The sequence below is a fragment of the Enterocloster aldenensis genome, assembly GCF_003434055.1.
GTDB classification, from domain to species: Bacteria; Bacillota; Clostridia; order Lachnospirales; family Lachnospiraceae; genus Enterocloster; species Enterocloster aldenensis.
In genome coordinates, this window is record NZ_QVEX01000005.1 from 154,241 (window position 1) to 177,403 (window position 23,163).

Genomic DNA, 23,163 nt, shown 5'->3' on the forward strand with positions numbered 1-23,163 from the left:
TCCTTCTCCCCCTAAAATATCCTTTTAATCTTATTTCCAGCTTCATATTTACCCTTATGCCATTTTCCCTTAAGCATGTCCCTTAGGTCACAGTACATAAGTTCATTAAAATCCGGATCATTAATATGCAGATCCACCTGATACACCTGTATGTTCTGATTGTCCTTTTTCAAATTGCCAAGAAATCCCTCAGTAAACCGTTCTGCCCGGAATGACCATCTGGAGTTTTTTTCTGATGGAATCCAGGACGGCCCAGCACCTGGTCCGGCCCAGCCTTTCTTGATATCCGGTTTTTCTATATCATAAGCACTCCAGCCTCTCATGGGTATGAAAAAGGATACCGGGGCCGTTGCACAATTCAATTTCTTTGCAAAGTTCATACCAAGTCCATAGGCTTCATCCGGTGTGACTGTACATATCGTACAGTATGTATTATGAAAATGTGCCCTTCTCCCCTGTATGCCGTCATCTATTTCACTATTTAGCCTGTCCCCCATTTCCCCCCGGTTCCGGAAACTGGAGAAATCAACGCTTCCCGGAGACATAATCTGGGGTATCCCATTTGACGCAGCCGAACTCATCCTTCCTGGGCCAGCGTTATTAATACCTCCAAGAAGATGAGCGCTGCATTCACCCAGCGTTGTATCCGCCACAGCGGAAAAATATCCTTCGCTTATCATTGCTTCCATGGTTTTTCCGCCCTCACCATTTGCATGAAAAATCATACCGTCCACTTCCCCATCCTCGTCCAGACGTTTCATGATATATTGGGCACAGGGAGTCGTAACCCCCTGCATGGATACGGCCACCAATGGTTTGGATTGTTCATCCGTATATGAAAAATAAGCTTTTGAACCTCCAGCAACAATACCCGCAGCAGTGTTTAGAATCTGACGGGATACACGGTTCAGGCCGGATTCCGTTACCGGATACATCATGGCAACATCCTTTTCCCCTATGTACTCAGCAGAATTATGCAGCATGGTTGATAAAAGTATTTTGGGAAAGCCTAATGGCAGTATTTGCATCACCTTTGACGAGATGGAACTTCCCATCCCGCCGCAATATGATATAAATCCATGTATCCTTCCATCCTTATACAAATTGCCAACCAGCTTTGCAGCTGCATTCGTAACAACAAGGGCCGCCTCCCCCCTGCTTAAAGAAAAAATGTCTTCCGGCTTCTTTCCCACCTCCTCAAGAAGCCGCGACAGGCTTATATCTACCCATGGCTCGTCAATCTGCTTTCCCAAGCTGAATTCAATAACCAATGTATCGCAGCCATACAGACGGATTCTTTCAGCCATATATTGAATCTCTTTTCCTTTTGTATCTAAAATACCCGAAACTGCCACAACTGGTTTCATCCTATCTCCTTTCGGCTACAGCCAAATACCCCCAAAACATGTCCTTAACAGAATTAAAGTCAGCACAGTCCCCGAGTCTGCTAAGGCAATCATAAATCTCCTGTATTTCTTTCTTATTAAACAGGCGGGACAGACATTCTGAAAACTTTGCATATTGTTCTGATTGTGAAAGTGTTTTCTCCCGCTCACCCTTTGCATATTCCCCCATATATTCCTGATAAGTACCATCCTTAAAATATACCTTCAGACAACTTGCAAAATTTGAGCCAGGATGGAAATCACTTTTCTCATATATATAAATCCTGTTTATAAAATTCCTGGCTGTTACATCTATCCCTGCCCCATCCAGGAAATACTCAGTTTTCATATCGCCATATATCAATGAAAGCGCGACGCAGTAAGCCGTACTGAATTTGGCCTGTTCTGTATTTTCCGGAATCCTGTAAGCATCCAACCTCCATGCCGCGGAATCCACATAACATTCCACATAGTCCACATCATCAAGGGAAAAACCCGGAATACCGTGTATCCATATGGCACCATCAACCGCATTATGATTACTTCTACATGTAGGATATGGTTTTTGAATGATACCTGGTGTAAGGAGGAAACTTTCCTTACAGTCAAAAGCTCCTAAAACCATATCCTCATTAAATTCCCTCGTAAAACAGCTGGCAAATCCATTCATGGATTCAAAAACGTCATGAGAAGACATAATCCCTTCTTTGGCCAGACCTGCACATCTTATGCCTTTCATACACAGGTGTCCGGTTGTAATGTTTTTTGCGCCTGTCCCATAATTCCCTTTTGTCCCGCCAGCTTCGCAGCTTGCAATCCCAAGTGCCGAACATGTACGCTCCACATCCAGGTTTAACAGCCTTGCGGCGGCGGCTGTGGCTCCAAATATTCCAAATACAGTGGTTGGATTCCAGGCATGGCCCATATTTTCCCTGCCTAGGCCGTATCCCAGTCTCATAGACACCTCCATGCCTGTAATATATGCATCAAGCATCTCAGCACCTGATTTGTGCATGGCTTCCCCTATCGATAAAATAACCGGGAATACCGGTATGCTGGGATGTCCTCCCCCCGCTGCAGCCATATCATCAAAATCACAGTCATGAGCTGATATGGCGTTTGCAAACGCAGCATTTTCCATATCTGCCTTAAACGGCTCCCGGCAATAAACAGTAGACTGGCTTTTACCTGATAGCTTTCTTACATAATTTATTGATGAGAGAGGAGTACGCTCCGTACATCCCAGAAGCATACAGCCAAATGAATCCAGGAAACACCGTATTGCAACATTTATTATATCCTCGCCATAATGCCTGTCACGGCAGACAAATTCGGCTGCCTTTTCTGATATGTACATAAATCTCCCCCTGCCTTCTACAATGGTTCAATATCCCGATGCGTGTAAACAACAAATACTTTAAGTATCCCATTGGAATAATTACCTGTGGAATGTAGCTGCCCCCGGTCCATCCATAACACATCCCCTGGATTAACTTCAAAGGCCTTTTCCGCCCCATCTTCCAGGATATATCTGTGTATCCCCGTCCCCTCCAGAATCAAAATGATTTCTTCTGAATCCTGATGGATGTGCGGTTCATGCCCCTGTCCAGGATATATTTTTAAAATACCACTTGTAAGATACGGACTATCCGTTACAGCAGGAAAAGTCAGCCAATGTATTTCCCCTCCCCATGGCGTATGCCTCATCGGAACATTCTTCTCTGATACCACATTTGCCCATTCTCCCATAATCCACCTTCTCCCAATATTTATTTATATCCCAACATTGATGGCAGCCACACAGACAGCCCAGGTATGAATATAATCATCAGCAGGACAGCCATGCTTGTAATCACAAAGGGGATGATAGGCTTTATGACTCTTGACATGGGACAGTCTGCTATCTGACATCCCACGAACAAATTCAATGCCATAGGTGGGGTAATAAGACCAATTGCCAGACAGAAGATAACAATCATACCAAAATGGGTTTCCCCAAATCCAAGCATAGTTGCAATTGGAAGCATGATTGGAACCATAAGTATAATGGATACAGACATGTCCATCAGCATTCCCATGATAAGAAGCAACACTACAATCAGCATAAGGACTATCCACTTATTATCCGAAACGCCCAAAATGGCCCTCGAAATCTGCCCTGGTATCTGTAACAATGTAAGAAGCTTTCCAAAGTAACTTGCAAAAGCAACTATTACCAGTATTTTTCCTGCCGTCATGGCAGATCCAACCGCTATCTTTGGAAGATCAGAGAACTTTATCTCATGGTAAATAAATATGCTTACAAAAGCCCCATAGATAATGGCAACTGCAGCTGCCTCCGTAGGAGTAAATACACCTGAATAGGTTCCGCCCAGGATGATAAACGGCATAATAAGACCAGGTATCACGCTGATTACAGTCTGAACCGGAGTTTTTGTGTTCTCCTGGGCAGGTTCTATTCCTTCCATTTCAATTTCTTCGGCTGTATTTAACCATTTTTTTACCTGCATCTTATTTAATATGACAAATGCTACCGTTGCCAGCAATCCCGGTACAACACCTGATATAAACATTTTACCTATCGATGCATTCGCCGTGACACAGTACAATACAATCGGTACACTGGGCGGTATTAAAATGCCCAGATATCCCGCAGCAGATGACAAAGCTGTGGCGTATTCCCGTTTATATCCATTCCTAATCATCTCAGGCACCATCAGGCCTCCGATTGCCGCAACTGCCGCTGCGGCCGATCCGGATATCGCCCCAAAGAATGCACAGGCAACAATACAGATGGTGCCAAACGCACTGACAGAATCTTTAAAAAACAGCTTTGCAAAGTCCACCAGACGTTTGGAGACACCGCCTTTAAGCATGATATCCCCGGCAAAGATAAAAAAGGGGATTGCTAAAAGTGAAAATGAATCAATACCTCCATACGTTGTTGAAGCAATCAGATTGGGATTGACCCCTGTAAAGAAGCTTTGATAGAACAATCCTCCCACGACAAATGAAAATGCTACAGGAAGCCCCAGCAACACCAGAGCCAGGAATATACCAAACAGTACCATTACTCATCTCCCCCTTTCCTGCAGCGTTGAACCTTAACCGCTATATTTTTAGAACAGAATAATACAGAACTGATGGCACAGACAATGGTCGAACAGTACATCATCCACATGGGTATCTGCAATACAGGGGATACCATCCCACTTTTAATAGATGCTTTTATCTGAAAAAAGTTATAGTATGCAAAACATGCCATTCCTGCCAATATAAAAACATTTAAGATGATATTGGCGTCAAATTTTTTAAACTTATGATTTAAATGATTTGGAACAAAATCAATATTAATATGAGACTCATCGTTAACAGCCAGCGCCCCCACAATAAACGTCATCCAAACCATCAGATAGCGTGTCACTTCTTCCAGCCAGGTAATAGAATAAAAGAGGAAATACCTTGTAAGAACACCCGTAAAAGCCAGAACCGACATGAACAATAGCATCCAGCCTATACAGAACTTCATGAATCTTTCCAATATCCTGCATATCATTAGTAATAGCTGCATGTAATCCCCCTTCCTTCTTACAATACATTGCTATTTACGTTCAGCAATTTCATCTTGAATCCGTTTTAGCAGGTCCGTATCAATCCTGTCATTGAATTTATCCCAAAGGGATTCCCCAATATCAACAAATTGCTGCCTCTCTTCATCTGTCAGGCGATGCAGTTCCATGCTTTCCGATGCTTCCATTTCATCCAGGATACTGGCTTCCAAATCCCAGCAGCCTTTATCCGCCTGGCGGCACATGGTATATATCTCATCTGCAAGATAATCCCTATCCGCTGCATCAAGACCATCCCACCAGGACTGATTTGCAAAAACAGCATTTAATTTTAGCAGATGATTATCATCCGTATAATATTTAGTGACCTCATCATATCCCCCGGTCATTGTAATAATTGCGCCAAAATCATGACCATCCACCACTCCGGTCTGCAGGGCCGTATATACCTCATTGGATGCCATTGTAGTAGGCGATGCGCCGCAGGCTTCCACCAGGGCCAGGTCACACTGGTTCTCCGGCACCCTCATTGTCAGCCCTTTCATATCATCCGGACATGTAATCGGCCTGGTGCTGTTTGCGAATGAATTGTAGCCATTGTCCTGCCACCCCAGGCATACCGTACCTTTTGCAGAGAGATCCGCTACCAGATCCTTTGCTATACCATTGGATTCATCCAACAGCACATCAATGGCAATCTGGGCAGACGGCCATAAAAAGGGCAGGTCACTGACAAGCAGTCCCTCATCAAATGAACCCAATGTAGATGTTGGCACAATACACATCTGGATTGTACCATCGATTGTCTGTTGAAATAATTCTAGTATATTACCCATCTGGGCATTGTCATAAACAGTTATAGTAATATTACCATCTGTCTCTGTTTTTACTTTATCTGCAAATGCCCTATATGCAATATTCTGTGGATGGCTGGATGGGGCCACGTTACAGAATGCTATATCTATCTTGGCGCCACTTCCTTTTGTTCCGTCTGTATCAGCCGCAGATGTATCCTTGGCTTTTTCCTGATTATCCGAATCTGCCTGAACCTGTTTCTCTGTCTGTGGTGGCTGGCCCGTTGTCTTGCTATCGGAAGAACATGCTGTCATTGTCGCTACCATTACTGCGCTTACCAAAACTAATAACATTTTTTTCATATCCTCACCTATCATCCTTTCAAATCGTAATTACTGGATTTGTGTGCCACGTTGCAATATTCATAGAGGTTCCCTGGTCTTAAAAGTTCTTTGGTGTTATAGCCTCCCCCCTCTCTTGATATTTTTGTACATCTGCACAAGCGTCTACCAAAATCATAGTTTAATAGTTGTGGTTTTTCCATAAAGAAATTTATTTCAATAGTCGTTTTATTGATAATATGTATAGAAATTATTTTCAATAATTCTTTTTAGGCGCGGATTTTTTATACTTTTTAGTAAGCCCTGATATACTGCTTATATAAAATATCAACATGGATAACATAACATCAGACAATTCCAATTTGTCTCTTTATTTACGGAGGAATTACTATGATAGGAGAAACATATATGCCATCCACCTGGCTGGCATTGAAAACCGCCCAGCTATATTATCTGGAGAACATGTCACAGAAAGAAATCGCATCTATACTTAACATCTCAAACGTAACGGTTTCACGCATGCTTCAGCGTGCAAAGGACCTGGGAATCATCCAGTTTTCCATTGCAGATGCATACCAATCCGCTTTAACTCTTGGGAATAAAATCAAGAACCAATATTCCCTTAATGATGTCATTGTGGTATCTCTGGATTTTAGGAATATAATCAATAAAAACATGTCCATAAAGCAGCTGACTGCCCTGGAAGGAGCCCGTTACCTGCAGCGGATTATCAAAGATAATGATATACTCGGATTGGCATGGGGCCGGACCATGTATTATTTAATCCATTACTTAAACCCCTGCCAAAAAGCAGGTACTTCTTTTGTTACGTTACATGGAAACCTTGGAAATTATTTAGAAGAACTTGAAGCCCAGAACCTGGTACACCGCGCCTCCATGGCATTTGGCGGAGGTCAGACAGCCGGACTATACCATGACGGACTGCAGGCCTCAGAAGAGATTTTAAATATCATTAATAAAAAACCGGATATCGTAAAAATATCCCAGCTGCTGGACCGCACTACGATAACCGTAAGCGGATTAGGTTCCTTTTATCCAGAGGCAACATCCCCATTAGCCAATTCATCTTATCTTTCAGCCTACGAACTTCAGGAACTAAAGGATGAAAATGTTTACGGTGATCTTCTTCTGCGTTTTTTTAACGAAAAGGGTGAGGAATGCAATACAAGTTTAAAAAATAGGACTTTATCCATATCCTTTGAGGATTATAAAAAAATCCCCTGCAAAATCATTGTTGCAAGCGGTGAATACAAAGCCTATACCCTAAATGCCGCCTTAAAGGGCGGACTTGCCAATGTTCTGGTAATCAGTGAGGACCTCGCATTACGACTGACCGAATTAATCTAAATATGTTATAGGTATTTTTTTCAATATGGTTTTTTAGCAAAATACCATATTGAAAAACCTTTCTTTATTGTACTCTAACCGCATCAAGTATATGATGATGTCAAAATCACCCACTCATTTATCTTCATAAACATTGAAAGGAGATTAAAAGTATGTATATTGATCCGATTTTAGTACAGGCACCAGAAGGGTTAGAAAAAGAGAGGTTCATCATTGCAACCTATTATTGTGCCGCAAAGCGCAGTACCAACATGCTAAAGTTCGCAGCCGCCTTAGCTGTGGAACAGACCTGCGGTACATGGATTAAAGTTCCCGGAGAAACCCCGGAAGTCAGAGAACTTACCATGGGACGTGTAGTCGGCGTATATGAGGCACCATCCTATCAAGGAACCATGCCCAATGACGTAAATGAACGCCATTTCATCATCCGCATTGCTTATCCCTGGAAAAATTTCGGGCCTCAATTTTCTATGATGCTAAGTACTGTTATTGGAAATATTTCCAGTTCAGGTAAAGTTAAACTGCTGGATCTTGAATTTCCACAGGAGTTCCTGAAGTTCTTCCCGGGCCCTAAATTCGGGATTCAGGGAATCCGTGGTATTCTTGGGGTACATGACAGACCTCTCCTTAATAACATGATTAAACCATGTACAGGCCTCAGCCCGGAAAAGACAGCTGAACTTGCCTATCAGGCAGCTGTGGGTGGTGTAGATATCATTAAGGATGACGAATTAGTTGCCAATCCTCCCCATTGTCCACTGATAGAACGTGTGAAAGCTGTCATGCCGGCAATCCAGAATGCTGATAGGATAAAGGGCGAAAAGACCTTATTTGCATTTAACATCACGGACCGCGCCGACCGCATTAAGGAAAATGCACTCAAAGCACTTGAAGCAGGTGCTAACTGCCTTATGCTGAATTATGCCACAGTTGGATTAGATGCTGCCAGAATGATTACGGAAGACCCGGAAATCGATGTCCCAATTCTTGGGCACTCAGATTATGTGGGAGCCAGTACTGCATGTGAATGGTGCGGAACATCTACCAAACTGATGAACGCTAAGCTTCCAAGGCTGGCCGGATTGGATATGATCATTGCCCTGAGCCCATATGGCAAATTCCCAATGCTTATGGATACCTTCATAGACTGCGGATATGCCATGACAATTCCTATGGGAAATATTAAACCGATTTTTGCAATGCCTGGCGGCGGAACCACCCAGGGCCATATAGAAGATATTATGAATAAATTCGGAAATGATGTAATCATTGCGGCCGGTGGTGCCATCCACGGACACCCAATGGGCCCGGCAGCAGGTGCCCGGGCATTCCGGCAGGGTATTGATGCTGTCCTGGCAGGACAGGGCCTTGAAGAAGCCGGAAAGCAATATGAAGAACTTGGGGCCGCATTAAATGCCTGGGGAATATATAAAGAAGACCAGGGTGGGAATTATGACTTGAAAGGTTGATTTAAACATAAGCACTGTATCCCATACCCCGGATAACAGGCGCAGGTAATCAGGAATAACAAGTCCTAACTTAAAAGAAAAATAGAAGGGTCATCAGATGCAGAATCTGATGACCTCCTCTCCGCTACACATCCTCATAATGCAAAATCCTCTTACGGATCTGGCTATATTTAAGTATCTCCGTATCCACATACTCCCATGTATACACAGCCGCGGTCCCTTCCTCGTCAAAGTTTACCCCTTTAAGAAGCAGGAATGCCTTGGGTGCAATCCCGGCAGCCTTTAAGAGCCGGTCCAGCAGCGCGTCATCCCGGCTGTATACTGCGTTCAGCTCCACCTTATCCCATTCCAGCTTCCTGCCGCTGGCCTTATACATAAAATAGAAGACGGAATTAACATAATGGTCCAGTTCCGCCATATCCACATCCTTCAGGTATGAAAGAGGGATAAAGTCCCTGGTAACCGCGCATATCTGTTTGTCCGCATAGAATATCTTGTCGCACACCAGGGCGTCACTGCCCTCTTCTATCTCCAGATGCCCGGCCACATCCCGGTCCGCCTTCATGATCCGATGGTCAATCATCTCCACCCTTGGCTCATAGCCGCTGTTCCTTATCATATCCGCAAAATGCATCACCGGGTTAAAGCTGGCCTTCATCTCAAAAAAGCTGCTGTTGACAAACGTGCCCTTCCCGTGCTTGCGGAATATCATGCCCTTGGCAGACAGATCATCCAGCACACTGCGCAGGGTAATACGGCTGACGCCTAACATCCGGGCCAGTTCTTCCTCCCTTGGCAGCTTCCTGTTAACAGCCAGGTCCATGTGTTTTATAAAACGCACAAGTTCTTCTTCCACCTGCAATTTTAAATCGGTTTTCCTGACCCTTCTGGGCACGGATTCCACCATATCATCTTCCGTCATCTGTCCCCTCCTGCAATTATAATGTCTTTCCTCATTATACCCCCTAACAAACCATTTGGCTACCAAAATAAGCCGCACCCTGTCCATACAAAACAGGGTGCGGCCCATGACGGCATTTTACAGCCCCTAGTACCGCCCGGCGTAAACAGGCAGGACGGAACCAGTACAGCCTTTATTATTAAATCATACCAGCTGCCTCTTAATCCTCTCTTCCTCCGCTTTCTTATCTTCCAGCGGATACCACATGGGGTCGGCGATATCAATACAGCAGGCCTCGCCCGGGGAAAATACCACCCGGTGAGGCGTCTCCACCTTCACCAGCTGTTCCCCCACCGGCACCAGGTACTCGGTCCTGTCCGTCAGGAATATCCTTTTTTCCACATGGGTCCTAAAGCCCTGGTCTGATGTGAGCCGGATGGCGTTGGGCCTTGTGGCAACCACCATTTCGCTGGCCGCGTCAGCCGGAACAGCCAGGTGAAGCGGCTGGCTAAAATCTCCCTTGGGATACACCCTGCCGTCCTTTATGACCACGTCCATAAAGGTGGATTCGCCCAGGAAACTGTGGACAAACCTGGAGTTTGGTTTTCTGTAAAGATTCTCAGGCGTGTCAATCTGCATGATCCGTCCCATGTCGCATACCATCATCCGGTCGGAGATGGCCATGGCCTCGGACTGGTCATGGGTTACAAAGATAATGGTAAAGTTAAACTTCCTCTGGAGTTCCTTAATCTCAAAACGCATGGACTCCCTAAGCTTGGGATCCAGATTGGAAAGGGGCTCATCCAAAAGCATGACCTTGGGGTTGGTGACAATGGCCCTGGCCAGGGCGATACGCTGCTGCTGTCCCCCGGAAAGGTCGGAAGGATAAACCTCCTCAAGCCCATCCAGGCTGCAGTGGTGCAGGGCCTCCTTCACCCGTTTTGCAATATCCGTCTTATTGACCTTCTGGATTTTAAGGGGAAATGCCACGTTGTCAAATATATTCATATGAGGCCACACCGCAAAGGCCTGGAACACCATTCCCAGCCCCCTCTCCTCGGGCGGCACATACAGATTCCTGGATTTGACCGACACCGGTCTGCCGCAGAGATGGATTTCCCCTTCTGACAGATCCTCAAATCCAGCTATCATACGCAGCGTAGTGGTCTTGCCGCAGCCGGAAGGCCCCAGGAAGGAGAAGCACTCCCCTTCCTTAATGGCCAGGTTAAAATCATCGACCGCAGTAACCGTGCCCATGGTCCTGGTTGTGAAGCGTTTTGTAACATGCTGTAATATTACCTGTTCCTGTGCCATGACGTTACGCCCCCTTCCTGTCCTTGGTGATTTGTGTAACAATTGTATTACATATGATAATGATTAAGATTGCCAGTGACGCCAGGGCCGATGCCTGGGGTATCATGCCCGCGTCACGCAGGGAGTAAATCTGTACGCCCAGCGTCCTTGTATACGGCCCATACAGGAGGATGGATGTGGTCAGCTCCCTCATGGCCGGAAGGAATATGAGGAAGAAGCCCGATACCATGGCTGGCCGGATTAAGGGCAGCGTGATGTCCTTCAGGGATTCCGTATGGGATGCGCCGCAGGCCCTGGACGCCTCCTCCAGGGACGAGTTCACCTGCTGCAGGGAGGCGGACGCGCTCTTCATGGAAAAGGACAGATACCTTGCCATGTATGCCACCAGGATAATCCAGATGGTATTGTAAAGCTTGATTCCGAAAATGGACCCGGACCAGGAAAGGATGACGCCGATTGCCAGCACCGTACCTGGTATTGAGTACGGAAGCACGGAAAGGATCTCCAGGACGCCTTTTCCCTTTGGCTTAATGCGGTTGATTACGTATGCAACCATAACGCCCAGGAACATACACACGATTCCGGCCGTTACGGACAGGAACAGCGAGTTCTTGATGGAATCCAGGGTTGCCGGGGAGGTCAGTACCTTCTGATAATTCTTCAGGGAGAAGTTCTCCGGTGTAAGCGGCAGTCCGTATGCATTTACAAGGGCTACCAGGAATATCATCACCAGCGGGACCACCACGATCACCACCAATGTCAGGCAGGCAAATGCCAGCAGGGGGTATTTTGCGCCTCTCAGCTTAATCAGCGTGGGCCGCATGGATTTACCCTTGATGATATCGTAGCTTCCGGAACTTAACACCCGCTTCTGGATTACCAGGGCCACTGACACCACCGCCACCAGAAGGATGGAAAGGGCAGCGCCCTGGCGGATTCCCTCAAAGCTTCCCGAGGATTTATATATCAGGGCATAAATCATGGTTGGAAGCGTATAAATATTTTTTGAAAAGCCAAGAATGGAGGGCACCCCGAAATGCGCCAGCGAGGAAATCAGTATCAGCAGCGCGCCGGCGGATATGGCAGGTTTTACAAGGGGGATTGTGATCTTCGCAATGACCTGGCCCTGCTTTGCGCCCGCAATCCTGGCCGATTCCTCCAGCGTGGGGTCCATACGCTCCAGCGCGCTGACCACCTGCATGAATACAAATGGGAAGTAATAGGAACACTCCACAAAGATAATGCCGCCAATGCTGTTAATGTTAATGGGCGCATTGGCCAGATGGAAGGTTGCCATCAGCCATTTATTCACATAACCGGCCCTGCCGGAAAAAAGCAGATCCCATGCCATGGCCCCGAAAAATGGGGGGAACATATATGGAATCGTGAACATGGCCCTCATGAATCCTTTGGCCGGGATATCGCTCCGCCCCAGGAGCCATGCATAGAACAGGCCCATAATGGTGCCGAACAAAGTAACTGCCAGGGCAATCACAATGGTATTCCACATTGCCTTCAGGTTATCTACATTTCCTATGACTGAGACGAACAGGCTGATATCAAACTTATTCTCATAGAAAAATGCATTGTACACAATCATGAAAATCGGAATTGCCACAATGATGAGCAGCAGCACAAAGCTCAGGCCTGTCATGGCCTGGTCCAGGCCGAACTTCCTGCCCTCCATGGCAGCCAGTTCCGAGCCGCTGGTCATGGCACGTTTTCTCCTGAATATCATACGGCTTCCTCCTTTCCTGCAGTGGGATAAAATTCAGGACCTACGAACTTAAGCCCCACCGTATCCCCCTCCTGCTCCACTGCTCCTGTCTGCATGGCGTCAAAGGCATTTTTCTGGACACGGACTTCCCTGCCGTCAAACTCTACAAAATAATCGTATTCACTTCCCAGGAATACGGAACGCTTTACCTTGGCTTTTACAGGCGATGCTGGATCAAAGGTAATGTTGTTGGGCCGTACGCCCATATCCACCGTCCCCGCCTTGTCAAATTGTGCCGGGACCGTCCCGTCAAACACCAGATTCCTATTCCCTGCAAAGCACCAGTCACCGCCCAGTCTGCTCAGCGTAAAGAAATTGGACACGCCGATGAACTCAAACACAAAACGGTTGGAGGGCCTCAGGATGATGTCCTCATCCGCCCCCAGCTGGCACAGTTTTCCATTCTGGTCCATGATTGCCATCTTGTCGCACAGCTGCAGGGACGCTTCCTGGTCATGGGTGATATAAAATATGGTGGTCCCTATGTTCTTTTGGATCTGCCGTATCTCAATCAGCATTTCCTCCCGAAGTTTGGCGTCCAGATTTGTTATGGGCTCATCCATGACAATGACCGCATCCGAGCTCACTAATGCCCTGGCAATGGCTACCCGCTGCTGCTGCCCGCCGGAAAGCTGGCTGGGCAGGTAACTGGCATATTCTGTCATGCGCACCTGCTTTAAGGCATTTTCAGCCTTCTGCCTAATCTCAGCTTTGGACATCCTTTGCTTTTTCATGGGGTAGCAGACATTTTCCAGGACCGTCATATGGGGCCATACCGCATAATCCTGGAACACCACGCCCACGCCACGGCGCTCCGGGGGAATGTTAATACGTTTTGCCTGGGAGAACACACACCGGTCCCCAATCCATATCTCTCCTGAACTTGGCTTGTTGAATCCCAGCAGGCAGCGGATCAATGTGGTCTTCCCACATCCCGACGGTCCTACCAGGCACATGATCTGGCTGTCATCCACTTCCAGGGAAAAGTTCCTTAAGATCTGATTGTTCCCATAGGCAAAGGATACGTTGTCAAATTTGATACTGGCCATTCCAGTCCCTCCTGTCCCTTATATTCCAATCTATTCCAATACACTTTAACAGGGCCGGAACATCTTCCGGCCCCGCATCCATACCCTTATAATCCTTACCTGGACCCCTGCCGGAATCCATGGTCCAATCCTTACTTGAAAATATTGTCAAATGTCTCGATGATCTGGTCTGAGTTATCGGACAGGGACTGAAGGTCAACGGTCATGGCTGCCTTGGCAATCTCCTCCACGCTTGCGCCCTTCTGGTCAACATCATCCCTTACAGAGAGCAGGTTGTTCTCAACCAGGATTTCCTGGCCTTCCTTGGAAAGGATGAAATCATACAGCAGCTTTCCGTTTGTCTCATTGGCGCATCCTTCAACCAGGCCGATGGGGGAGAAGATGGATACCAGGTCTTTATCTATATATGTAAAGCCCAAAGGCGAACCCTCATCCATCAGGTTCTGCGTCACATAATCCAGCATGATGCCTACCTTATAAGCCCCGGCCGCTACCTGGTTATGGGTTGCGGTTGTGCCGGACTCCAGCTCGCATCCGTTGTCTTTTAATTTCTGGAAATACTCCTCGCCGTAGTCAGGGCTGGAAAGCAGCGCTCCTACAAAGTACTTGGTTGTTCCGGCAGAAGACGGGTCTGTCATGACAATCTGGTTGTTCCACTTTGCATCCAGCAGGTCATTCCATGACTTGGGGGCCTCCTCCTCCGTGACCAGGGATGTGTTGTATCCAATGGACATGTTCATCATACGGGCGCCGGTGTAATATCCTTCTGAATCAATAAACTTATCAGCAATGGCGGATGCCTCCGGGGAGGAGTATTTTTCAAGTATGCCTTCATTCTTAAACCCTATGTAGTCAGAGGGGTCGCCTACCCATATGACGTCTGCCGCCACCTGCCCGGACTGGTGCTCGGTTGCGATTTTGGTGATGACCTTGCCGGTGCCTGCAAAATAATAATCCATCTTGATATTAGGATACTTCTTTTCAAATCCTTCCTTAATGGCCATCAGCTGGTCTTCCTGCATGGAGGAATACAGCATGACGTTACCGGATGCCTCAGAAGCAGCCTGGGTATCCCCGCCGGCCGCCTGGGTGTCCTCTGCCTTGTCTTCTGCTTTGGAATCCGCTGCCGGGGCCTCGGTCTTTGCAGCTGCCGCCGTTGTCTCCGGTGCTTTGGAACCGCCGCAGGCTGTCAGTGACACTGCCATTGCTGATGCCAGGATAACTGCTAATTTTTTCTTCATAGATAATACCTCCCTCAATACGTTTAATTTTTGCATCTGGGACAATTTGTGCATTCCCTTGTGCAATTTGTTTGTTTTGCAGTTGATTTGATTGTAAATTTTATGCTAAACTATGTAAAGTATGAAAAATGCGGAAGTCAACCGATGTACAATTTTTAAACCTTACAAATATCAAACTATACTGAGAGTGGTAAAAATATGAACAAATTGGTGTTTAAATCAAAAAAAGTCAGACAGGCAATCCGCATCCTGGCCTTTGGCACAGGATTCATCGTGATGCTTTCCGCTGTCTTTTTTACCTTGTTCCGCATATTTGAGCGCATCACCTATGACTCCATTTCAGACCTGAACCGGGATTTTGCCATCCAGATTGATACACTGACCGAGACCATTAATTCCTCCATTGTCAACTATGGGATGCAGCTTTTCTATTCCAATGCAGTTAAGACCATGATGGGCGCTGCCTCATTTTCCAATACGGACCGTGTATACATGACCAGGGATTTGAATACATCCCTGAGTTCCACGGAATTTGCCGGGTCCATCATCATCCATAACGGATATACAAACCGGGTCTACTCCACGGACCCGTCCTTTCCGGACCAGTCCATTGATACCTACAGGAACGCGCAGATCCGGGAACTGCTGACAAACCGCACCAATGAGAACCGTTTTAAACCCATTTACTGCCATGAGGAGGAACCTGAAAGCCGGGAGTTTTATACCTTCATGTTTTATGAAATCAATCCCGATGGCTCCCCCAAACCCAGCACCCTGATCATTACCGTAAAAAGCGAATGGTACAAACGGGCCCTGCTGGCTTCCAATCCGGCCTCAGACCTGATTGTCATCAATAAAAGGGGGGATGTGCTGGTATCGGCAAGTGATTCGCTCCTTGAAAAATATTTGGACTATTATCCGTTTATCACAGTGGAAAAAAACAGCGGGTATTTTATCAATAAGCAGAAAAAGGAAATCTGCATGTATTATGAATCCCTGACCACCGGACACACCTATATGAAGATCTCCTCCCTGTCCAAGGCCCTGCCCCGTCTTTTATACTTCCGGCAGATTGTTGTGTATTTTATGGTTACATTAATCTCTGTCTTTGGCTGTGCCCTGCTTGTCCTCCTGATTTACGCCCTGATGCCCATGCTGAAGATGAAGGATGCCATCACCACCATCAACAAGTTCCTGGAAGGGGATGAGGCGGATATCCCGGACACCCCTCCCCTTCCGCTGAAAGAGCAGATTGATGCCGTGGTGTCCAAGTCCGAGCGCACCAGCCTGGAACAGATTTTTTATGACATGCTGGCCGGTAAGCTCTCACTTTCCTCTGCACGGCTGTTTAAGGATATGGAAGGCCCATTTGGCCTTATGCTGATACATGCCCTTCACAGAAAAGACATCTATGGACTGGTGGAAAAGCAGCATCCTGAGCTGGTAGTCACCAAATCCTCCCATATTTATGCGTGTATCGGCATCTACCGGTCCAAGGAGGATTACCACGGCCTGGCCCTATGCCTGTCGGGAACACTGGACTGCCGCCTGTTTCAAAGCGTCCTGTTCACGGACTTTGACAGCCTGCCGCTACATTTCTCCAACCTCCATGAACTGCGCAGGTTAAGCCTGGTGCTGGGACCGGAGGAGCGGCTAATCCCGGAGGAGGCGCTTTTCTCAAAGGCTTTGGCCAACACCGTGACCACCCGGGATTTTACGGACCTGATTGTGCGTCTTAAGTCCGGCAGCCTGGATTTAAGCAGGGCAAAATGGCAGGAAATCCGCAGCACCATTGTCAACTACAGGTATGATGACTTCCAGTATGTCCTTAACCGGGCCGAGGATACCATCTGCAGTATATTAAACGAATTTTCATCGGACCTGTTAAAGGACAGCCAGAAACTGCTGCCGGAGTCCCTGGAGCAGATAAAGGACCTGGACGTGATAGACCAGGCATTTGACCGTGCATTTGTGGCCATCTGTGGGAATTATAGTGAAAAAAAGGCGGAAAAATACTCCGAACTGGCAAAACAGATTAAAGGCATTGTCCAGGAGAACTACCATGACAGCAGCCTTAACTCCCAGCGCATTGCAGATATGATCCAGATGAACAACGCATATCTGGGACGGATGTTTAAAAATTCCTATGGCCGTTCCATCAATGACTATATCAATACCTGCCGGCTGGAGGAAAGCATGCGCCTGCTGCGACAGACCGACATGTCGGTGGAGGAGATTGCCCAGAACGTGGGGTTCTCGAATATTAAGTACTTCTATGTGCTGTTTAAGAAGCTTACGGGAATCACGCCGGCAACTTACCGGGCCGGATGATGAGAACGGGTGATGGGCCGGGTGATGGGCCGGGTGATGACACAAAAAAAGACGGTCTTGCCGGGATGATGGAATCACACATCCATTGTCCCGGCAGCCGTCCTTAATTGTCATATCCTGTCCATCCGCAGGATCTGTCTCATCCGCATATCCTGCTTTATCCGCGCATCCCGCTGCATCCGCACATCCTGCTTTATCCACACAATCCGCTTCATCAGCAGAAGGAATCCACAATCTGCCCCATCTCCGTCCACTTCTTCTCCATGTCCTCCACCAGGCCGAACTGGGTGCGGCAGCGGTCCAGGTTGTGCTGTTCCCTGGCAATCTTAAAGTAGGTGTCGCCCTCAAGGTAATCCGTCAGGAAACGCATCCCGCATTCCAGGGTCATAAGCCGCGCGCCCTGGGGAAGCATCCTGACCTCCTTCTCAGTCAGGCTTCCCGCGCATCCTTCAAGGAATCCCTTTGTATATATCTCAAACAGTGGCAGGGACAGGGATACCTTGCTTAAATCCGTCTCGTCCTCTTCTGCCGTATTGGCGCCGAACCGGATGGAGTCGCCAAAATCAAAAATGGAAAGACCGGGCATCACCGTATCCAGGTCAATGATGCAGATTGCCTCGCCTGACTTATCGTCAATCATGATATTGTTAAGCTTTGTATCGTTGTGGGTTACCCTTATGGGCAGTTCCCCTTTTTCCAACATATCCATGGCCAGCCCCATGTCGGCTCCCCGGTCCATCACAAACCGGATTTCTTCCTGCACCCCAGCCGCCCTGTGGCAGATATCCTGCTCCACCACCTTCTTAAACCGCTCAAACCGTTTTGGCGTGTCGTGGAAACCAGGGATGGTCTCGGACAGTTCCCTGGCCGGATACTTTGACAGCAGTCGCTGGAAGTGGCCAAAAGCCTTTCCGCTCTGATAAAAATCTTCGGGCTTCTCCACCAGGTTATAGCAGGTCGCGCCTTCGATGAACAGGTACATCCTCCAGTAATTCCCCTTGCTGTCTACATAGAATGTACCGCCGTCCCTGGTCTTTATCAGGTTCAGTGTCTCCCGGTCAGGGTCCCCGCCATGTCTGATAACCTCCTGCCTTAAGAATGTGGTAACCCCTTCAATGTTCTTCATCAGGGACACGGGGTCCTTAAAAATGTCGTCGTTCATCCTCTGAAGGATATAGGGACGGCCGCACACCAGTTTAAATGTATCATTAATATGCCCGCTGCCATAACGCTCACAGCTTACTACTTTCCCGTCCGTGGCAAATGCCCCTGCTGCTTCCTCCAATATACATGTCTCCAGTTCTGCACTCATCACCTAATCCTCCCACAGTTTTTGCGGATACAGTCCACTGTCCTTCAGTCCTTTTATGGCCTTTACCACCATTTCCTTATCTTCCTTGTAAGTAACGCCGTACCAGCGGTCCACACTTTTTAGCACAGTAACCTCTGCCAGGCCTGATTTAAGCAGCTCATCCACCACAAATGGTAGGAAATATTCACATTTAAGCGGGTTCACCGGCAGGTTCTGTTCCAGGAACGCCCCAAACCTTCCATCCAGTTCTCCCAGGACGCTTTTTGTAAACCCCCACATGTTCATGGATACAATGGTGGATTCCGGCAGCCCGGCCCACGATGCCCCGTCATCCTCCGTGTATTCCGCCATGCCGCCATGCTTCTCAATCCTTGTGCGCTCATGGATATCCACCAGGTGGCCATCCTCATCCACCGAGCACACGCCCCTTGCCACATGTCCATTGTCGGTCAGGGTGTTGTAAAGCTGGTAGCCGACCATGGTATACTGGTATCTGTCATCATCCTCCACCAATGCCAGCTGGTCATAAATCATGTGAAATGCCTCTTTCCCATAATAATCATCTGCATTGATGACTGCAAACGGCCCGTCAATCAAATCCTTACAGCACAGCACTGCATGGGCGGTGCCCCAGGGCTTCACGCGGCCCTCCGGGACCTCAAACCCTTCCGGTATCTTATCCACCTCCTGATACACATATGCCACATCCATATATCTGCTGATACGGTTGCCTATGTGGATCTTGAATTCCGTCTCAATGGCCTTCTTGATGATAAAGATAACCTTCTCAAATCCAGCCTGTTTTGCATCAAAAATGGAGAAATCAATGATGATGTTGCCATACTCATCCACCGGGTCAATCTGTTTTAACCCGCCGTAACGGCTTCCCATACCAGCCGCCATGATTACCAGTACCGGTTTTTTTCCCATGTCTTCTTCCCTCTTTCACTTGATTGATTCTGTCATCATCCCTTAACGCCGCCGCCCGTAACACCTGCAATGATTTTTTCCGACAGGAAAATATACAGGATGAAGGTGGGCAGGAATACGATGACAACGGCCGAGAACATACCGGCCCAGTCCCCTGTGTATTTCATGGAGTTAATCATGGAGTACAATCCCACCGCAACAGGACGCACCTTATCCGAGTTGCCGAATATCAGGGAAATGAAATATTCATTCCAGATATTGATAAAATTGAAAATGGTCACGGTCACAATACCCGGCTGGGCCATAGGAAGCATGATCAGCCAGAAGGTCTTTACCGGCGGGCAGCCGTCTATGGCAGCAGCCTCCTCAAACGCCCTGGAAAGATTGGCAAAAAAGGTGGTGAGGAATATGGTGGTATAGGGCACATTGATGCCGATGTACAGGAAAATCAGGGTGCCCCTGTTGGCAGCCACATTATTAAGGATATTAAGTCCTGCCACCATTGCAAACAGGGGCAGCACGATCATTACCACGGGAACACCCATGGATGCCACCAATCCCGTCTGTATCAGCTTATTGCACACAAAGTCAAAACGTGACAATGCGTACGCGGCAGGCGCGCAGATGACAATCAGCATGGTACAGGACACAATGGAGTAAAACAGTGAATTAAAGAATATGGTGGACACATCGGAGTTAACCCATGCCTTCACATAATTCTCAAAGTGGAACCCGCTCTCCAGCAGTTTGTTGGAGAAGATTTCCTTGGTGGTGGAGAAACTGGCGCAGAGCACCCAGCCTAAAAGCACCAGGGTGAAGAAGATCCACAGGGTCAGAAGCAGGTAACCAGGTCCCAGCTTCAGCTCCTTTTTCCAACGGATGGGTTCGCTGTATCTCTTTTCTTTCTTTCCGAACATTCCTGACATATACCTTTCCCCCTCCCTTAGAATTCCAAATCATCATCTTTCAGAAGATGATTACACAGCCAGAACACAGCAACCACACACACGCTCAGCATTACGCCAACCGCCGCGCCGATGCCCGAGTTCCTCTCTGTCACACTGTTTCCTGCACCGAAAATCTGCATATAGAGATAAACCATGGGCGTAATGGTCTGCGTATCGGCCGTAACCGTTGAAAACAACTGCGACCACACAAAGAACCCAACGCTTGTGACGCTCCACATGGTAATGTTCGTCCTGAACACGCCCTTGAGCAAGGGAAGTGTGATGTAACGGAACTGGTTGAACTTATTGGCCCCGTCCAGGGTTGCCGCTTCAAAATATTCATCGCTGATCCTCTCAATACCGCTGGAGAATATCAGCATATGGTAACCAACCATGCCAAAACAGTACGCAAGCAGCAGCGCCATGAACTTGTGGTCGTTGTCCAGCCATTGTATCTTAGCAATGGAGTCCAGCCCGATGGCTGAGAAAAATGATTTTAAAAGTCCGAACTTCGGGCTGTACACATACTGCAGCCACATGGTTGCCAGGGCCACCGCGCTGACAATATTGGGCAGGTAGATCATGGCCCTGAAAAAGCTCTTGAACCGGATGCCGCTGGTAATGATGACTGCAAACAGAAGTGCCAGCGACATGACGATAATGCCTCCGATAAACCATATGCGGACCAGGTTCCACATGGATATGCGGAACAGCGTGGTGTTGGCCAATTTAACGTAGTTATCAATTCCGGTGAAGGTCCATTTTGACATGGAATCCGTGATTCCTTCTATCTTGAAAAAACTCATCAGAATGGTTCTGATGATGGGATAAAGGAACACCAGGATAAACATCACCACCGCCGGTGTCATAAACGCGAGTATCATTCCTTTGTTTCTTTTCACACCAGTGCCTCCTTACTTTACTTGATGAAACGTGCAAAAGAGGCGGCAGCGTTAGACGATGCCACCTCAATGATGTTATTTCCGGATTATTCTGTTTATGGTAATGGGTGTTACTTGCCGGCAGCCTGCAGATTCGCCACGAACTCATCCGCTGTAATGGAACCGCCGCAAAGCTTCATCATGTTTTCTTTGATGATTGGGGTCATATCCACGTTGTCCTCTGCGCCTGCTGCCCATGGATAACGTGTGGTCAGGCTTTCCATGACCGGCTTCACACATGCAATCTGTACAGGCCACTCGGTATTGGTTGAATCGGAAGGAATACCAACTGACTCAACAGAAAGCTTCTTGTCAAATTCGCCCTTGGTTAAGTATGTGATTAACTGGAACGCAGCCTCTGCATTCTTGGAATCCTTGTTGATTGCCAGTACCTGTGCGCCAAAGTTGGCTGCCTCCGTACCGTCTGTTCCGCCCTCGACTGCCGGATAGCTGAAGCATCCCCACCGGAAGTCGTCCCCGGCCATGTCCTTAACCTCGTTGGGAAGCCAGGAACCGTTCAGGTACATGGCTGCCGTTCCCATGGCCAGTTCCTGGTTCTGTCCTGCCGGCCATACGTTGGAAGCAATACCTTCTGAAAAATATCCCTTATTGGCAAAATCCTCATATGCCTTAGCAAGTTCAAGGACAGACGGGTCATCCCACTTGTTGTTCTTAACAATATCCGAAGTCTTATCATATCCGTTGATCCTGGACATATGGTATCCGAACATGCAGAGGATATAAGCATCGTCACATGTGATTGGTGTATAGCCTGCATCCTTAATCTTCTGGCATGCGGCATCCAGTTCCGCCCATGTGGCGGGTACAGCGGTCACACCGGCCTCATCAAAGATAGACTGGTTGTAGAAAAATGCAAATACATTGGGCTGGTAAGGAATGGACTTCAAGGTCCCGTCGCCCACCTCACGGCAGGCCCCTATCAGGCTTGCGCTTGCCGTGGCTTCATAATCATTGGCCTTGGCCAGTTCTTCCAGGTCCATGATGTAGGCGCCCCATGTCTTGTTCACACGGTCAATATCCTCGTCAAACATATCAATATTGGTTCCTGCATCCAGGGCCGGCTGAAGGCCTTCACGGATACCGGTACGTCCCTTAAACTGCAGGTCAACCGTGATTCCCGTGTCTGCTGAGAACTGGTCAACGGCTTCCTTGATGACTTTGCCCTGGGGCTCGGTGGCCTCCCACATGGACCAGTAAACAAGGCTTCCGTCCCCGCCGGATGCCTGGGTGTCCGCTGCAGCGCCATCCGCTGCCTTGGTGTCAGCCGGCGCCGCAGTCTCCGCCGGTGCCGCGGCTGTCTCCGCTGGTTTAGAACCGCCTCCGCAGGCAGTCAGTGAGCCAACCATTGCCGCCGTCAGTGCCAGTGCCCATAATTTCCTTCTTTTCATATAATACTTCCTCCTTAAATATATTTGTGTTTTTGTCCCGTCAAATACATTTCTGATACCCTTAGTATAGTAAAACTGCACATA

At 47.7% G+C, this 23,163-nt stretch carries 19 protein-coding genes; 3 read left to right on the forward strand and 16 right to left on the reverse strand.

From position 1 onward, the window contains the following. Positions 1-11 precede the first annotated feature (11 nt). From DWX59_RS12510 to DWX59_RS12535, 6 genes are read right to left on the reverse strand one after another with little or no spacing between them, the layout of a single operon-like run. Positions 12-1,367, reverse strand: a complete 1,356-nt coding sequence (locus DWX59_RS12510; protein ID WP_117559563.1) for a Tm-1-like ATP-binding domain-containing protein — start codon at positions 1,365-1,367, stop codon at positions 12-14. Between the two features lies 1 nt (position 1,368). Beyond that, positions 1,369-2,742, reverse strand: coding sequence for an MmgE/PrpD family protein (locus tag DWX59_RS12515; protein WP_117559564.1), 1,374 nt, complete (start codon positions 2,740-2,742; stop codon positions 1,369-1,371). Positions 2,743-2,759: 17 nt separating this feature from the next. Continuing rightward, positions 2,760-3,134: a cupin domain-containing protein gene (locus DWX59_RS29985; protein ID WP_117559565.1), complete on the reverse strand. Its 375-nt coding sequence runs from the start codon at positions 3,132-3,134 to the stop codon at positions 2,760-2,762. Positions 3,135-3,154: 20 nt separating this feature from the next. After that, positions 3,155-4,456 carry a TRAP transporter large permease gene (locus DWX59_RS12525; RefSeq protein WP_117559566.1) on the reverse strand — a complete coding sequence of 434 codons (1,302 nt, stop codon included), beginning with the start codon at positions 4,454-4,456 and terminating at the stop codon, positions 3,155-3,157. Further along, on the reverse strand, positions 4,456-4,956 hold the full coding sequence (locus DWX59_RS12530; RefSeq protein ID WP_117559567.1) for a TRAP transporter small permease: 501 nt from the start codon (positions 4,954-4,956) through the stop codon (positions 4,456-4,458). The genes DWX59_RS12525 and DWX59_RS12530 overlap by 1 nt, the downstream gene beginning before the upstream one ends. Before the next feature lie 30 nt (positions 4,957-4,986). After that, positions 4,987-6,111: a TRAP transporter substrate-binding protein gene (locus DWX59_RS12535; RefSeq protein WP_207660428.1), complete on the reverse strand. Its 1,125-nt coding sequence runs from the start codon at positions 6,109-6,111 to the stop codon at positions 4,987-4,989. Between the two features lie 369 nt (positions 6,112-6,480). Here DWX59_RS12535 and DWX59_RS12540 point away from each other — a divergent pair, with 369 nt between their 5' ends. Then, entirely contained in the window at positions 6,481-7,458 is a 978-nt protein-coding gene (locus DWX59_RS12540) for a sugar-binding transcriptional regulator (RefSeq protein WP_117559569.1), read from the forward strand. A gap of 152 nt (positions 7,459-7,610) precedes the next feature. Next, positions 7,611-8,927: a RuBisCO large subunit C-terminal-like domain-containing protein gene (locus tag DWX59_RS12545; RefSeq protein WP_117559570.1), complete on the forward strand. Its 1,317-nt coding sequence runs from the start codon at positions 7,611-7,613 to the stop codon at positions 8,925-8,927. Between the two features lie 124 nt (positions 8,928-9,051). On the opposite strand, the gene DWX59_RS12550 is transcribed toward DWX59_RS12545, so the two are convergent. From DWX59_RS12550 to DWX59_RS12570, 5 genes are all read right to left on the reverse strand, one after another. Then, the gene (locus DWX59_RS12550) at positions 9,052-9,849 is read right to left on the reverse strand and encodes a GntR family transcriptional regulator (protein ID WP_117559571.1); all 798 of its coding nucleotides are present in this window, start codon (positions 9,847-9,849) and stop codon (positions 9,052-9,054) included. Between the two features lie 183 nt (positions 9,850-10,032). Further along, on the reverse strand, positions 10,033-11,142 hold the full coding sequence (locus DWX59_RS12555) for an ABC transporter ATP-binding protein (protein ID WP_117559572.1): 1,110 nt from the start codon (positions 11,140-11,142) through the stop codon (positions 10,033-10,035). A 4-nt stretch (positions 11,143-11,146) separates the two neighbouring features. After that, entirely contained in the window at positions 11,147-12,880 is a 1,734-nt protein-coding gene (locus tag DWX59_RS12560; protein ID WP_117559573.1) for an ABC transporter permease, read from the reverse strand. Beyond that, on the reverse strand, positions 12,877-13,968 hold the full coding sequence (locus DWX59_RS12565) for an ABC transporter ATP-binding protein (protein ID WP_117559574.1): 1,092 nt from the start codon (positions 13,966-13,968) through the stop codon (positions 12,877-12,879). Before DWX59_RS12565 ends, DWX59_RS12560 begins: the two co-directional genes overlap by 4 nt. A gap of 131 nt (positions 13,969-14,099) precedes the next feature. Then, the gene (locus tag DWX59_RS12570; RefSeq protein WP_117559575.1) at positions 14,100-15,209 is read right to left on the reverse strand and encodes an ABC transporter substrate-binding protein; all 1,110 of its coding nucleotides are present in this window, start codon (positions 15,207-15,209) and stop codon (positions 14,100-14,102) included. A gap of 198 nt (positions 15,210-15,407) precedes the next feature. On the opposite strand from DWX59_RS12570, the gene DWX59_RS12575 reads away from it, so the two are divergent. Next, entirely contained in the window at positions 15,408-17,540 is a 2,133-nt protein-coding gene (locus DWX59_RS12575; RefSeq protein ID WP_117559576.1) for a helix-turn-helix transcriptional regulator, read from the forward strand. 214 nt (positions 17,541-17,754) lie between these two features. On the opposite strand, the gene DWX59_RS12580 is transcribed toward DWX59_RS12575, so the two are convergent. From DWX59_RS12580 to DWX59_RS12600, 5 genes are all read right to left on the reverse strand, one after another. Further along, positions 17,755-18,852 (reverse strand): phosphotransferase enzyme family protein, encoded by a 1,098-nt coding sequence (locus DWX59_RS12580; protein WP_117559577.1) that lies wholly within the window; start codon positions 18,850-18,852, stop codon positions 17,755-17,757. Between the two features lie 3 nt (positions 18,853-18,855). Next, positions 18,856-19,782, reverse strand: a complete 927-nt coding sequence (locus tag DWX59_RS12585) for a nucleotidyltransferase family protein (RefSeq protein ID WP_117559578.1) — start codon at positions 19,780-19,782, stop codon at positions 18,856-18,858. A 35-nt stretch (positions 19,783-19,817) separates the two neighbouring features. Beyond that, on the reverse strand, positions 19,818-20,708 hold the full coding sequence (locus tag DWX59_RS12590; RefSeq protein WP_117559579.1) for a carbohydrate ABC transporter permease: 891 nt from the start codon (positions 20,706-20,708) through the stop codon (positions 19,818-19,820). Positions 20,709-20,725: 17 nt separating this feature from the next. Further along, positions 20,726-21,631 (reverse strand): carbohydrate ABC transporter permease, encoded by a 906-nt coding sequence (locus tag DWX59_RS12595; RefSeq protein ID WP_117559580.1) that lies wholly within the window; start codon positions 21,629-21,631, stop codon positions 20,726-20,728. Between the two features lie 110 nt (positions 21,632-21,741). Then, entirely contained in the window at positions 21,742-23,079 is a 1,338-nt protein-coding gene (locus tag DWX59_RS12600) for an ABC transporter substrate-binding protein (protein WP_117559581.1), read from the reverse strand. Positions 23,080-23,163 lie beyond the last annotated feature (84 nt).